At 60.9% G+C, this 13,585-nt stretch carries 8 protein-coding genes; 4 read left to right on the forward strand and 4 right to left on the reverse strand.

Annotated elements, in window-relative coordinates; all coding sequences use genetic code 11:
• Positions 1-79: 79 nt before the first annotated feature.
• From galE to HYPMC_RS03405, 3 genes are all read left to right on the forward strand, one after another.
• On the forward strand, positions 80-1,081 hold the full coding sequence (gene galE / locus HYPMC_RS03395) for a UDP-glucose 4-epimerase GalE (RefSeq protein WP_013946384.1): 1,002 nt from the start codon (positions 80-82) through the stop codon (positions 1,079-1,081).
• Between the two features lie 83 nt (positions 1,082-1,164).
• Complete coding sequence (locus HYPMC_RS03400) at positions 1,165-2,424, forward strand: lytic murein transglycosylase (protein WP_013946385.1); 1,260 nt, start codon at positions 1,165-1,167, stop codon at positions 2,422-2,424.
• A gap of 107 nt (positions 2,425-2,531) precedes the next feature.
• Complete coding sequence (locus HYPMC_RS03405; RefSeq protein ID WP_013946386.1) at positions 2,532-3,881, forward strand: DUF459 domain-containing protein; 1,350 nt, start codon at positions 2,532-2,534, stop codon at positions 3,879-3,881.
• Between the two features lie 47 nt (positions 3,882-3,928).
• Here HYPMC_RS03405 and HYPMC_RS03410 read toward each other — a convergent pair whose 3' ends face one another.
• The 3 genes from HYPMC_RS03410 to HYPMC_RS03420 all read right to left on the reverse strand — a co-directional run bounded on the left by HYPMC_RS03410 (position 3,929) and on the right by HYPMC_RS03420 (position 11,152).
• A complete protein-coding gene (locus HYPMC_RS03410) occupies positions 3,929-5,368 on the reverse strand; it encodes a glutamate synthase subunit beta (protein ID WP_013946387.1) in 1,440 nt (479 codons plus the stop codon).
• 51 nt (positions 5,369-5,419) lie between these two features.
• Positions 5,420-10,147 carry a glutamate synthase large subunit gene (gene gltB, locus HYPMC_RS03415; RefSeq protein WP_013946388.1) on the reverse strand — a complete coding sequence of 1,576 codons (4,728 nt, stop codon included), beginning with the start codon at positions 10,145-10,147 and terminating at the stop codon, positions 5,420-5,422.
• A gap of 546 nt (positions 10,148-10,693) precedes the next feature.
• On the reverse strand, positions 10,694-11,152 hold the full coding sequence (locus HYPMC_RS03420; RefSeq protein WP_013946390.1) for an Hsp20 family protein: 459 nt from the start codon (positions 11,150-11,152) through the stop codon (positions 10,694-10,696).
• 211 nt (positions 11,153-11,363) lie between these two features.
• Between HYPMC_RS03420 and HYPMC_RS03425 the strand changes: the two genes are divergently transcribed.
• Positions 11,364-12,335, forward strand: coding sequence for an alpha/beta fold hydrolase (locus tag HYPMC_RS03425; protein ID WP_013946392.1), 972 nt, complete (start codon positions 11,364-11,366; stop codon positions 12,333-12,335).
• Positions 12,336-12,337: 2 nt separating this feature from the next.
• On the opposite strand, the gene hisN is transcribed toward HYPMC_RS03425, so the two are convergent.
• A complete protein-coding gene (gene hisN, locus HYPMC_RS03430) occupies positions 12,338-13,150 on the reverse strand; it encodes a histidinol-phosphatase (protein WP_013946393.1) in 813 nt (270 codons plus the stop codon).
• Positions 13,151-13,585: the final 435 nt, after the last annotated feature.

Consider the following 13,585-nt stretch of genomic DNA (forward strand, 5'->3'; position numbering starts at 1 on the left):
GTCTCCATTAGGTCTGAGCCGGTCTTCGAGCGGAATCGACAGTTGTTGTGGGTATAGACATCAGGAGTTCATTGCAACTATGAGCGTGCTCGTCACGGGGGGCGCCGGCTACATCGGCAGCCACATGGTTCTGGAGCTTCTGGACGTGGGCGAAGATGTCGTCGTCATCGATAATCTGTCCACGGGATTTCGTTGGGCTGTCGATCGCCGGGCGGCGTTGGTCGTTGGAGATATTGCAGATAACGATCTCGTCAGGGAAACGATCCGTTCGCATAACGTAAATGCTATTATTCATTTCGCGGGATCTGTCGTTGTTCCGGATTCGGTTGCTGATCCGCTCGGCTATTACCTCAACAATACGGTGAAATCACGGGGACTGATTGCGGCTGCCGTCGAATCCGGCGTGAAGCATTTCATTTTTTCCTCCACCGCCGCCGTATACGGCAATCCGGAGGATAATCCCGTCTCGGAGACGGCGCCGCCTGCCCCGCTGTCGCCTTATGGCTCCTCGAAGCTGATGACCGAAATCATGCTGTCGGATTCGTCGCGCGCCTATGATTTCCGGTTCGTCGCCTTGCGGTATTTCAATGTCGCTGGGGCCGATCCGAAGGGCCGGTCGGGGCAATCGACGCCGCGCGCAACGCATCTGATTAAAGTCGCGTGCGAGACGGCGTTGGGGAAACGTCCGCATATGGAAATTTTCGGCATCGATTATCCGACGCCCGACGGCACGTGCGTCCGCGATTACATCCATGTGAGTGATTTGGCGAATGCGCATTCGGTAGCGCTTGAGCATTTGCGCCGGGGCGGGGCGTCGGACATCTTCAATTGCGGGTACTCGAAGGGTTATTCCGTCATCGAAGTTATCGCTGCAGTGAAGCGCGTATCGGGCGTCGATTTCAAAGTTCTGCTGTCGCCGCGTCGCGCGGGCGATCCGGCGGCTATCGTTGCGGCTTCGGCCAAAATTCGCGATCAACTCGGTTGGCAGCCGGAGCACGATAATCTCGAACAAATCGTGGCGCAGGCGTTGAATTGGGAACGCCGCGTCGATGCGCTGAAGGCGGGCGCACTGGCGAGCTGAGCCGCAAAAATGCCCTTAACATCGGGCACGCGCATAAGAGCGGCGCGTGTCGGGCCGCCACGTTCAAAGAAGGCAGCGCTGCAATGCTCTTGAAGAACACGTATTTTAGGGCAAGCGCCGCGGCTGTGCTGACATCGGTGCTGCTGGCGCTGACATCGATCGCCGCCAATGCCAAACCAACTCAGGATTTTTCAAGTTTCATCGCGAGCCTATGGCCGCAGGCGAAGGCGGCAGGGGTTAGCCGCAAAACGTTCGATACGGCGTTTGCGGGCGTGAAGCCGGATTACAGCATCCCAGATCTCGACATTCCAGGGCGGCCAAAGATCGACAACGCCGGACAGGCCGAGTTCACCAAGACGGCGGCCGATTATTTGTCGAAGCCCTATCTTGAGAAGCTCGGTGTTGAGGGAAAAAAGTTTCTCGCCGAGCATCGGACGGCGCTTGAGCGGATCGAAAAGCTGACGGGCGTTGACCGCTATACGCTCGTTGCGATCTGGGGACGTGAAACGGCCTATGGCAGTTATCATCCGTCGAAGGATGCTATCCAGATGCTGGCGACGCTCGCCTATGTCGGCAAGCGCAAGGAACGCTTTCACGATGAGCTGATCGCGGCGCTCGTCATGCTGCAGAAGGGGATTCCGCGCTCAGACATGAAGTCGTCGTGGGCGGGCGCCGTCGGGCTGACGCAGGCGATGCCGACCGAATATCTCAAATTTGCAATCGACGGTGATGGCGACGGCAAGATCGATATCTGGCGCTCCGTTGCGGATGCGCTGGCGTTCACGGCGATGCAGCTCAAAGGAAAGGGCTGGGTCCCTGGCGCGCGCTGGGGGTACGAGGTCATCGCGCCTCAGCATGCCGATTGCTCGCTGGAAGGCCCGCCCGATACGCGCCCAATTGCCGATTGGGTGAAGATGGGCTTCAAGAAAGCCAGCGGGCGGCCGTTCACGAAGGCGGAACTGGCGTCGGACGCCTATCTGATGATGCCGGCGGGCGCCTACGGTCCGGCATTCCTGGCGGCGCAGAACTTCCGCGTCATTCGGCTCTACAACACGTCCGATCTCTATGCGCTGTTTGTTGGCAACCTCGGCGACCGCATCCGTGGCGGCGGCGATTTCGTCACGCCGTGGGCGTCGTTCGCGCAGCCGAGGACCCATACCGTGGCCGGCATTCAGGCGCGGCTACAGCAACTCGGCTATCCGATGGACAAGATCGACGGGAAGATCGGGTCCAACACGCGTAAGCAGATCGGCCTTTACGAGAAGGCCAACGGTCTCTCCATCGATTGCTGGCCGTCGGAACGGGTGCTGGCGCATGTGGAGTCCCAGGCCGCCAAGCGCTGACGGGAAGGAGCGCGGCGGGCGTTGGAGCGGAGATCGCGACGCTGTATGCTGATCGCTGGATTCGTCGGCGCCGGTCGCCTTGAAACTCACGAAGGGCACTTCACGGCATGAAGCCTTTGCTTCGGCATTTCCGCTTTCTTGGCGCGGCCCTTGCCGTTGTGCTCGCGGCTTTGCTCGCGCCATTGGCTTGGACGACCGATACTTGGGCTGCCGACGATGATCAGGTCGGAACGTTTCTCACGCCGTTTCCGGACAACGACGTCTATCAGGTGAGCGTTTTCGGTGACGATTTTGCGCCTGGGCTATTGAGCGGCCTGCAAGTGGCGTTCAATTCCGATGTGCGTTTAAACATCCAGAAGCAGGTGACGCCGCTCGCCGCTATCGCGTCGCGCAACTTCGACGCTAAAGTCGCGGCGTTGGAAAAGGCGGTGGCGAGCCAACCGTTCAACATCGCCATCGTCATGACCGGACAGGACGATCGCATTTCGATCCGTACTGACGACGGCAAGCGCCTCCCAATCGGCAGCGAAGCTTGGCTCATTGAATATACCCGTCGGATCGACCGGCTCATGCGGGTCTTCAAGACGCGCAGCGCGGCGGTCTATTGGGTCGGTCTGCCTAATCTCGCGCGCTCCGACGCCAACGACCTTGCGCAGCGCATCAACGATGTGATCCGCGAGCGGGCCTATCTCAACGGCTTTAAGTACATCGACGCATATCAAGGGTTCACCGACGATAACGGCGGCTATTCTGCATATGGCCCCGATCTTGAGGGCGCAATCCGATTGCTTCGTCTCCGGGACGGCGTGAACTTCACCGTCGCGGGCAATCGCAAGCTGGCGCATTTCGTCGAGAAGGAGCTGCGGCCGGATCTCATCCAGGCGAAGCAGAACCGGAACATTCCGCTGCTCGGGTCGGATGCCGAGCAGGCGAAGATCAATCCAGGGAATGCCGTGAAAACACCGGCGCCGTCGTCGCCTGTAGCTGCCAACAATGACGCGAGTGCGAAGACGCCTATTGTTCGCGCGCATGGCGTGACCGGCACTCCGGCGTCCGCGACTGCAGACGCCTCGGGCGATCAGAAGGAGGACGACGGCAAAATCATTTTGAAGATCGTCAGCGGTAATGGCCGGGCCGAGACGCAGACAATCCCGATTGTTCGTCCGGCGATCCCGGCGTCGGTCGTGGCCTTGATGGCGCGGCGCGAGGCGTCTGGCCAGCGTGGAGATTTGCTGGTCGATCAAATCGCGGGGGGGCTGACGCTGATGAGTTCGATCTCGCCGTCAGGCAATCGAGATCGTGGGCGGTTGTCGCCGACGCAAGCGCCCTACTTCCGCCTGCTCGTGAAGGGCGAACGGCTGCAGCCGAAGCCGGGACGCGCCGACGATCTGACGTGGCCGCCGAAACCCGATACGACAAGCGAGGCGAAACCCGCGATGCAGCAGCCGCGCGGGTAACGCTTGTTTTCATTGGTGCAGAAGGCTGACGCGTTGTTTATCTCGCGTCAGCGCGGCAGGACGGTCGAGCCCATCAGGAACTTGTCGATGGCGTGCGCAGCCTGGCGGCCTTCGCGGATCGCCCAGACGACGAGCGATTGTCCGCGACGGATGTCACCGGCGCAGAACAGTTTCGGCGAAGTGCTGAGCTTGTAGTCGCGGTCCGTCGCGTCGAGCCCCTTGAAGCGGCCGCGTGGCACAACGGGAAGTCCGAATTCCTTGACGATGTCGGATTCGACGGGACCCGAGAAGCCCATCGCGAACAGCACAAGATCGGCGTCGAGCGCACCCTCGGTGCCCTTGATCGGCTGCAAGTTGGCATTGACGCGCGTATAGTTCAGCTTCTTCACCTTGCCGTCTTCGCCGGTGAAGCCCGTGGTCGAGATCGAATATTCGGTCTTGGCGCCTTCGGCTTGCGACGTCGAGATGCGCAGCTTCAGCGGCCAGTGCGGCCAGGAGAGTGCCTTGTTTTCCTTCTCCGGCGGCATCGGCATGATTTCGAGCTGCGTCACGCTCAGCGCGCCTTGGCGGAACGAGGTGCCGATGCAGTCGGAACCCGTATCGCCGCCGCCGATGACGATGACGTGCTTGCCCGCCGCCGAAATCTCTTTCGTTTTCGGCTTCTGCGGTTCACCGGCGTTGCGGCGGTTCTGCTGCGGCAGAAAATCCATCGCGTAGTGTAGGCCGTCGAGATTGCGGCCCGGCGACTTGGCGAAGAAGTCAAACGGCTGCTCGGAGCCGATGGCGATCAGCACGGCGTCGTGCTTCGATTCCAGATACTTCGCCGAAAGATCCTGGCCAACATGGATGCCGCAATGAAAGGTTACGCCTTCGGCTTCCATCTGCTTGACGCGGCGGGCGATGACACCCTTTTCCATTTTGAAGTCGGGGATGCCGTAAACGAGCAAGCCACCGGGACGAGCGTTCTTCTCGTAGACATGGACCTCATGGCCGGCGCGCGCGAGCTGTTGCGCGGCGGCGAGGCCCGCGGGGCCGGAGCCGATGACCGCAACCTTCTTGCCCGTCTTCTGCTCGGGCGGTAGCGGCTGCACCCAGCCTTCTTCCCACGCGCGATCCGCGATCGAGCATTCGATGGTTTTGATCGTGACCGGAGTGTCGTCAATGTTCAACGTGCATGACGCTTCGCACGGCGCCGGGCAGATGCGGCCCGTCACTTCCGGGAAGTTGTTCGTCGAGTGCAGGTTGTCGGCGGCTTCCTTCCAGTCGCCGCGATAGGCGAGGTCGTTCCAGTCGGGGATCTGATTGTTGACCGGGCAGCCGTTGTGGCAATAGGGAATGCCGCAATCCATGCACCGCGCAGCCTGCTTTTTTATTTCAGGCTCCGACAGCGGAACGACGAATTCCTTATAGTGCTTCAGGCGCTCTTCGACCGGGCGATACTTACGGTCGGCGCGCTCGATTTCCAGAAAACCAGTCGGCTTGCCCATTCTCGTGTTTCTTCTTTCGTCTTGTCTATCCGCGATGTGCCGGTGTGATCGTTATTGCTTGGCTGCTTCGAGCTCAGCCTCGCGATTGGTTTCGCGGGCTTTGGCGAGCTCGGTCAGCGCGCGGCGGTATTCCACCGGCATCACCTTCTTGAACTTCGGCAGGTAGGCCTGGAAGTTCTTCAGGATGTCCTGAGCGCGGCGCGAATTCGTGTAATGCGCGTGCCGTGAAATGAGCGTGTGCAGACGCTCGGCGTCCTGCTCGCGCATGTCGACCATGACGTTGTGGACCGCAATCGCGACATCGCCGCCCTGCTGGGCGAGTTTCTGCAGCGAACCCGGATCGGCCGTGATGGCTTCGAGCTGCACCATGTCCTTGTTGAGACGACTTTCGAAATTGCCGTCCTCATCGAGGACATAGGCGATGCCGCCCGACATGCCGGCCGCGAAGTTGCGGCCGGTTTGGCCGAGCACGACGACAACGCCGCCGGTCATGTATTCGCAGCCGTGGTCGCCCGTGCCTTCAACGACGGCGTAGGCTCCCGAGTTACGGACGGCGAAGCGCTCACCGGCCACGCCGCGGAAATAGCATTCGCCGGTGATGGCGCCGTAGAGCACCGTGTTGCCGACGATGATGCTTTCTTCCGGAACGATGCTCGACTTGGGATCGGGGCGTACGATCAGCTTGCCGCCCGACAATCCCTTGCCGACGTAGTCGTTGCCTTCGCCGATGAGATCGAGCGTGACGCCGTGCGCGACCCACGCGCCGAATGCCTGGCCCGCGGTCCCCTTGAAAGAGATCCAGATGGTATCTTCCGGCAGTCCGGTATGGCCGTAGCGCTTCGCAACCTCGCCCGAGAGCATCGCGCCCGCGGAACGGTTGACGTTCTTGATGTCGACTTCCGCCTTTACCGGCTTCTTGCCTTCGAGAGCAGGCTTCGCCAGATCGATCAGCTTGACGTCGAGAACCTTTTCGAGGCCGTGGTCCTGGCGCTCGCTGTTGTAAATCGCGACGCCTGCCGAGGCGTGCGGCTTATGGAACAGCTTCGTGAAGTCGAGGCCGCGCGCCTTCCAGTGTTCGATGGCGCGATCCTTATCGAGTTGATCGCTTTGACCAATCATCTCGTTGAAGGTGCGGAAGCCGAGTTGAGCCATGATCTCGCGGACTTCTTCAGCGACGAAGAAGAAGTAGTTGATGACGTGCTCAGGCTTGCCGGAGAACTTTGCGCGCAGAACCGGATCTTGTGTGGCGACACCGACCGGGCAGGTGTTCAGGTGGCACTTGCGCATCATGATGCAGCCCGCCGCAATGAGCGGGGCGGTCGCGAAGCCGAACTCGTCGGCGCCAAGCAGCGCACCGATGACGACGTCGCGGCCGGTGCGGACGCCACCATCAACTTGCACGGCGATACGGCCGCGCAACAGGTTGGCGACGAGCGTCTGATGCGTTTCGGCGAGACCGATTTCCCACGGGCTGCCCGCGTGCTTGATCGACGTCAGGGGCGATGCGCCGGTGCCGCCTTCGAAGCCCGAAATCGTTACGTGATCGGCGCGTGCCTTGGCGACGCCCGCAGCGACGGTGCCGACGCCAACCTCGGAGACGAGCTTCACCGAGACGTCAGCCTTCGGGTTGACGTTCTTCAGATCGTAGATGAGCTGCGCCAAGTCTTCGATCGAATAGATGTCATGGTGCGGCGGTGGCGAGACGAGCGTGACGCCCGGCGTCGAGTGACGGACCTTCGCGATCGTCGCGTCGATCTTGTGGCCGGGCAGCTGACCGCCTTCGCCGGGCTTCGCACCCTGGGCCATCTTGATCTGCATCATGTCGGAGTTGACGAGGTATTCCGTCGTCACGCCAAAGCGGCCGGAGGCAACCTGCTTGATTGCCGAGCGCATGGAATCGCCATTCGGCATCGGCTTGAAGCGGTCGGATTCTTCGCCGCCTTCGCCGGTATTTGAACGTCCGCCGATGCGGTTCATCGCGATGGCAAGCGTGGTGTGGGCTTCGCGGCTGATCGAGCCGTAGCTCATCGCGCCGGTCGAGAAGCGCTTGACGATGGCGGCAGCCGGTTCGACGTCCTCCAGCGGGATGGGCTTGCGGCCGAAGCTTTCGGCCGAGCGCAGGCGGAACATGCCGCGAAGCGTCATCAGCTGTTCGGACTGGTCGTTGATCGCCTTCGAGAAGTCGCGGAACTTCTGCGGAATGCGGCCGCTCATCGCTTCCTTATTATCGGTTGCGCGGACAGCATGCTGCAGGTCGGCGACCGTTCCCGGACGCCACATGTGGGCTTCGCCGCGGACGCGGTAAGCGTATTCGCCACCGACATCGAGCGCGTTGGCGAGGACCGGGATATCGCCGAACGCCGCCTTGTGGCGCTCAACCGTTTCGCGCGCGATCTCGCGCAGGCCGACGCCTTCGACCTGAGTGTGCGTGCCGGTGAAATAGCGTTCGACGAAGCTCGACCGCAGGCCGACGGCATCAAAGATCTGAGCGCCGCAATAGGACTGGTAGGTCGAGATGCCCATCTTCGCCATCACCTTCATGATGGCTTTGCCGATGGCCTTGATGAAGCGCTTCTTGACCATTTCCGGCGTCGTCCCCTCGGGGAGTTCCGGGATCATGGTGTAGAGCGTTTCGAATGCGAGATACGGATTGATGGCTTCGGCGCCATAGCCCGCAAGCGTGCAGAACTGGTTGATCTCGTGAGCTTCGCCGGTCTCAACGACGAGGCCGACGGAGGTGCGCAAGCCCTGCTTGATCAGGTGGTGGTGCACGGCCGACGTCGCGAGCAGCGAGGGAATGGCAATGCGGTCCGGTCCGGCGCGGCGGTCGGACAGGATGATGATGTTGAATTCCTTGGCGCGGACGTACTCTTCCGCTTCGGCGCAGATGCCGTCGAGCGCCGGGCCCATGCCGCCTTCGCCCTTATCGGCGGGGTAGGTGATGTCGATGGTGATCGACTCGAAGTCGTTGTCCTTCACCGCGCCGATGCCGCGGACGCGCTCCAGGTCTTCGTTGGTCAGGATCGGCTGATCGACTTCGAGGCGCTTCTGCTTCGAGGTGCCTTGCAGATCCAGGATGTTCGGGCGCGGGCCGATGAAGGAGACGAGGCTCATCACCAGCTCTTCGCGGATCGAGTCGATCGGCGGGTTCGTGACCTGCGCGAAGTTCTGCTTGAAATAGGTGTGAAGCAGCTTCGACTTCGACGACAGCGCCGAGATCGGCGTGTCGGTGCCCATCGAGCCGGTGGCTTCTTCGCCCTTTTCCGCCATCGGCGTCAGCAGGAACTTGATGCTTTCCTGGGTGTAGCCGAACGACTGCTGCAGATCGAGCAGGGCGACGTTCGACTTCGCGGCGGTGGCGCTCTTCGACGGCAGTGGCAGGTCGGAGACCTTGATCTGCGTGCGCTTCAGCCACGTCTCATACGGGTGGCTGGCGGCGATCTCGGCCTTCAGCTCTTCGTCGGAGATGATGCAACCCTTTTCGAGGTCGATGAGCAGCATCTTGCCGGGCTGCAGGCGCCACTTCTTGACGATGTTTTCTTCTTCGACCGGCAGCACGCCGGACTCGGACGACATGATGACGGTGTCGTCCTTAGTCACGAGGTAGCGGGCCGGACGCAGACCGTTGCGGTCGAGCGTCGCGCCGATCTGGCGGCCGTCGGTGAAGGCCATGGCGGCGGGGCCGTCCCACGGCTCCATCAAGCAGGCATGATATTCGTAGAAGGCGCGGCGGTTGGTATCCATCGTCGGATTGCCGGCCCACGCTTCGGGTATCAGCATCATCGCCGCGTGCGAAAGGCTGTAGCCGCCCATGACGAGGAATTCGAGCGCGTTGTCGAAACAGGCGGTATCGGACTGGCCTTCATACGAGATCGGCCAGAGCTTCGAGATCTTGTCGCCAAAGAGGGGCGACGACACCGATGCCTGGCGTGCGGCCATCCAGTTGACGTTGCCGCGCAGGGTGTTGATCTCGCCGTTGTGCGCAACCATGCGATAGGGGTGCGCGAGCTTCCACGACGGGAACGTGTTCGTCGAGAAGCGTTGGTGCACGAGGGCGAGCGCCGACACGAGGCGCGGGTCGGACAGGTCCGAGTAATAGGCCTTCACCTGGAAGGACAGGAACATGCCCTTATAGACGAGCGTGCGCGTCGACAGCGACACGGTGTAGTGGCCGATGTCGCGGCCCTTATACGCGTCGTGGATCGCATTAGAGACGACCTTGCGGACCATATAAAGGTGACGCTCAAACTCTTCCTGATCGGTCATGCTCGCCGGGCGGCGGATGAAGACGTGGCGATGCACCGGCTCGACATCGCGCACCATGTCCGACAAGCAACCGTTTTCAACCGGGACCGTGCGCCAGCCGATCAGCTCAAGGCCTTCTTCCTTGAGGCAGCGCGCCCAGACGCGCTCGCAATGCGCGCGAAGACGTTCGTCGTGCGGCATAAAGATGTGGCCGACAGCGTATTCGCCCGGTGCCGGAAGATCGAAGCCGAGCGCCTTCGTTTCGGCGGCCAGGAAGTCATGCGGGATCTGAATCATGATGCCGGCGCCGTCGCCGGAAAGCGGGTCGGCACCGACCGCACCGCGATGCTCGAGGTTTTCGAGGATCTTCAAGGCGCCTTCGACGATGCTATGTGATTTGCGACCCTTGAGGTTCGCAATGAAGCCGACGCCGCATGCGTCGCGCTCAAGAGCCGGATCAAAAAGGCCTGCTGCCGCCGGACGGCTTCCCGTGCCGATTTCGTCTTCCAGCGGAGACAGATATCCTTCGCTCATTTCTCGCCTCGTATGGCCCGTTGGCCTAAATTCAGAACTTCGTTATTCGGAAACGTGCCCGGGTGCGGGCCGCTTTGTTTGTTCGACTTTTGCGCAATCTCGTCGGTCGAAGAATATTACGCCAAGCGCCGCCGTTTTCGGTCAGGGCGCGATAACACGTGGTGGTTAATGGAATGGAGCCCGCTGCCGATCGCACGGCCCTGCAAACCGCATATCCTGTATTCGAGCACTTCTATTTCTCCCACGCCGCCACTCGGAAGCCGTAAAGCGACGCTACGGCCGATGCAAACGTCCGAGCTGTTCTCAGACGCCCACCCACCGGCGCACAAAGGACAGCAATGTTGACCTATCTAGCAAATTCTACAGATTTGACACTGCGGCACAAGCGGTAACACGCAGCCGTGGCAATGATCTTTTTCGGCAAGCTCCGAGCGAGTACCGGGCAACAAAATTTCCTATGGTCAGTGCAGGCCCGAAGGCAGGCAAAAAAAACGGCAACCCTGCCGAAGCAAGGCTGCCGTTCCAGGCTACACGAGAGACGTGAGGTTACGCAGCCGCTTTGGCTTCGAGCTGGTGGACGGGTTCACCCGTGCCGATCGCGATTGTCCGGGGCTTCTTGCTCTCCGGAACGTTGCGGACGAGATCTACGTGCAGGAGGCCGTTCTCGAATTTGGCGCCCGTCACATCGACGTGGTCGGCAAGCTGGAAGCGGCGCTCGAACGCGCGGGCGGCAATGCCGCGGTGAAGGTAGGTTTTGCCTTCGGCGTCAGCGGCCTTCTCGCCGGCGATCGAAAGGGTCTGCTCTTTGACCTCGATCTTCAGCTCGTCCTGGGAGAAGCCAGCAACAGCGAGCGTGATCCGGTAGGCGTTCTCGCCGGTGCGTTCGATGTTATAAGGCGGGTAGGTGGATTCGCTATCGAAGCTTACGGAGCGATCGAGCGCCTGGAACAGGCGGTCGAAACCGATAGCAGAACGGTAAAAGGGGGCAAATTCAGCGTGTCGCATGACATATCCTCCATGAGAAGCGACATGTAAAAACGGGCCAGTTGGCTCGGTTTTTCCAGTGCGGTCCCGCTTTGCGGCAACCACACTAAAAAGGTAGGAAGCCGAATATTCGCTTCAAGAGGCTGCCTGCCAAGATCATGTGTTAATCGCGTTGGTTCGCGTTTCTTCCTCAATATTTTCGCCTTGCGCGCATGAGCATGAAGAGCGGCAGATGAAACTGGTTTCGCTTTCGATCAATCCCGTTCCGAGCGGCGCCGAGGTATTGGCTTTCGACGGCTACGACCGCCGCAAGCTGCGCGCGGCGCTTTGGGAGGCCACGCGCGGGCCGGTGCGGGGCACCGTTATCATCGTGCAGGGGCGAGGCGAGTTCATCGAGAAGTATTTCGAGGTCGTTGCCGATCTCAGGCGGCGCGGCTTCGCCGTGGCAATCTTCGATTTGCGCGGGCAGGGTGGGTCCGAGCGTGTCTTGTCGAACCGGCATAAGGGGCACGTCGTCGCCTTCACCGAATACGACCGCGATCTAGCGATATTTATCGACGAGATCGTGCGGCCGAACCTGCCGGAGCCGTTCGTCGGGCTTGGTCATTCGCTCGGAGGCAACATTCTGCTGCGCGGGGCGCAGGACGAAGCGAGCCCGTTCTCGCGCATGATTCTGCTGTCGCCAATGATCGACATCCACGAGCGCATGCTCGGGGCGAGCCGACCGCTAGCGAAGGCTTATGCTTCGACGGCGTCGATGCTGGGGCTGGCGACCGCCTACGTTCGCGGTGGCACCGACCAGCCGAATGACCTCATGGCGTTCGAGAATAACAGGCTGACGAGCGATTACGTGCGCTGGTCGCGGGTGAAATCGATCATTGAGGCTGCGCCTGACTTGGCGCTCGGGTCGCCGACGGTCGGCTGGCTCCGGGCGGCGCTGAGAAGCTGCGCCATGCTTTCGCGACCCGATTATCCGAAATACGTGTGCGTGCCGATGATGCTCTTTGCTGCGGGCGCCGATCATGTCGTTTCGATGCAGGCGATCGAAGATTTTGCCGTCGATCTTAAATCCGGCGGCCACGTTCTGATGCCGGGTTCGCGGCATGAGATTCTGCAAGAGACAGACGCCATCCGGCAGCGGTTCTGGGCCGCTTTCGACGCCTACATGGGCGTCGAAACGTTGCCGTCGGAAGGTCGCCTATAAAACTAAATCTTGTTGAGCAGGGCCAGCACGTCTTCGTGCAGACGCGGATCGCCGGTCGCGATGATGTCACCACCGGACGAGGGGTCGCCGCCGGTCCATGTGGTGATCACCCCGCCGGCGCGCTCGATGATCGGGATGATGGCGACGATGTCGTAAGGCTTCAGGCCCGATTCGATGATGACGTCGACGAAGCCGGACGCGAGCAGGCAATAGCCGTAGCAGTCGCCGCCGTAACGGGTAAGGCGGGCTTTCGATTTGAGGGACGTGAGTGCTGCCGACTGCTCAGGGGTCTCAAACAGGTCGGGGTGCGTCGAGGTCAGAATCGCATCTTCGATCTTGGTGCATTCGCGCGTCTTGATACGGGCCGGACGGCCGCCGCGCAGACTGTGGTAGGCCGCCTTGTCGCCCGACCAGAAGCGCTCGCCGGTAAATGGCTGATCGACTAAGCCAAAGATCGGTTGGTCGTCCTTCATCACCCCGATCAGCGTACCCCAAAGCGGGGAGCCCATGATGAAGGCGCGGGTGCCGTCGATCGGGTCGATGACCCACTTATAGGAGCTGGTGCCGGGACGCGTGCCGAACTCCTCGCCGACGATGCCATGGTCGGGGAAGCGGGTTGAGAGCGCCTGGACGATCGCTTTCTCGGCGCCCCGGTCGGCCTTCGTCACGGGATCGAAAGCTCCGCCAGCCGCCTTGTTTTCCACAGGCATTGGTTTACGAAAATGCTTGAGGATAACGGAGCCGGAAATATCGGCCAGCTCCTGCGCGACGCGGACAAGGGCCTGAAATTCGGTCGCCGGCACACGTTCCGCCACGCGGTCACCCTGAGATTTCAATTGTTTGACAGACGCTCCTGATAGCGCCAGTTGCTATGCCGTTATAGAGCAAGGTTGAACTAGATACATATTAGTAACGTAAGTTGTGGCGAGCTGGATACAGCCACCTTTTAATGTGCTAGTGCAATACGCGTTTAGATTGCGATGCGCCACGAACCGGCTCATCGTGATGGCTGCGAGTGCGATGACACGCTTCACCGCTTTCGCTGCCCAATTTGGGCGTTTCCTCCCTAGACTTGGGCCGTTCGGGTTCGGACGGCCTTTCTTTATTGAGAATTTTCCTGCCCGCAGTGGTTGCGCCAAGCTTAGGCGCTTGAAATGCCTGAATTTTAGCCTTGCACTTTTTGATGGCCAGATTTGCGGAAAACGCATTTGCTGGTGATGCGCTGCACCTTTAATTTTTGCAGTGCGATA

The sequence above is a fragment of the Hyphomicrobium sp. MC1 genome, assembly GCF_000253295.1.
Classification (GTDB): domain Bacteria; phylum Pseudomonadota; class Alphaproteobacteria; order Rhizobiales; family Hyphomicrobiaceae; genus Hyphomicrobium_B.

Bases quoted from the DNA above. Each gene is read 5' to 3' on its own strand.
- galE (WP_013946384.1), top strand. From the start codon at position 80: ATGAGCGTGCTCGTCACGGGGGGCGCCGGCTACATCGGCAGCCACATG.
- HYPMC_RS03400 (WP_013946385.1), top strand. From the start codon at position 1,165: ATGCTCTTGAAGAACACGTATTTTAGGGCAAGCGCCGCGGCTGTGCTG.
- HYPMC_RS03405 (WP_013946386.1), top strand. From the start codon at position 2,532: ATGAAGCCTTTGCTTCGGCATTTCCGCTTTCTTGGCGCGGCCCTTGCC.
- HYPMC_RS03410 (WP_013946387.1), bottom strand. From the start codon at position 5,368: ATGGGCAAGCCGACTGGTTTTCTGGAAATCGAGCGCGCCGACCGTAAG.
- gltB (WP_013946388.1), bottom strand. From the start codon at position 10,147: ATGAGCGAAGGATATCTGTCTCCGCTGGAAGACGAAATCGGCACGGGA.
- HYPMC_RS03420 (WP_013946390.1), bottom strand. From the start codon at position 11,152: ATGCGACACGCTGAATTTGCCCCCTTTTACCGTTCTGCTATCGGTTTC.
- HYPMC_RS03425 (WP_013946392.1), top strand. From the start codon at position 11,364: ATGAAACTGGTTTCGCTTTCGATCAATCCCGTTCCGAGCGGCGCCGAG.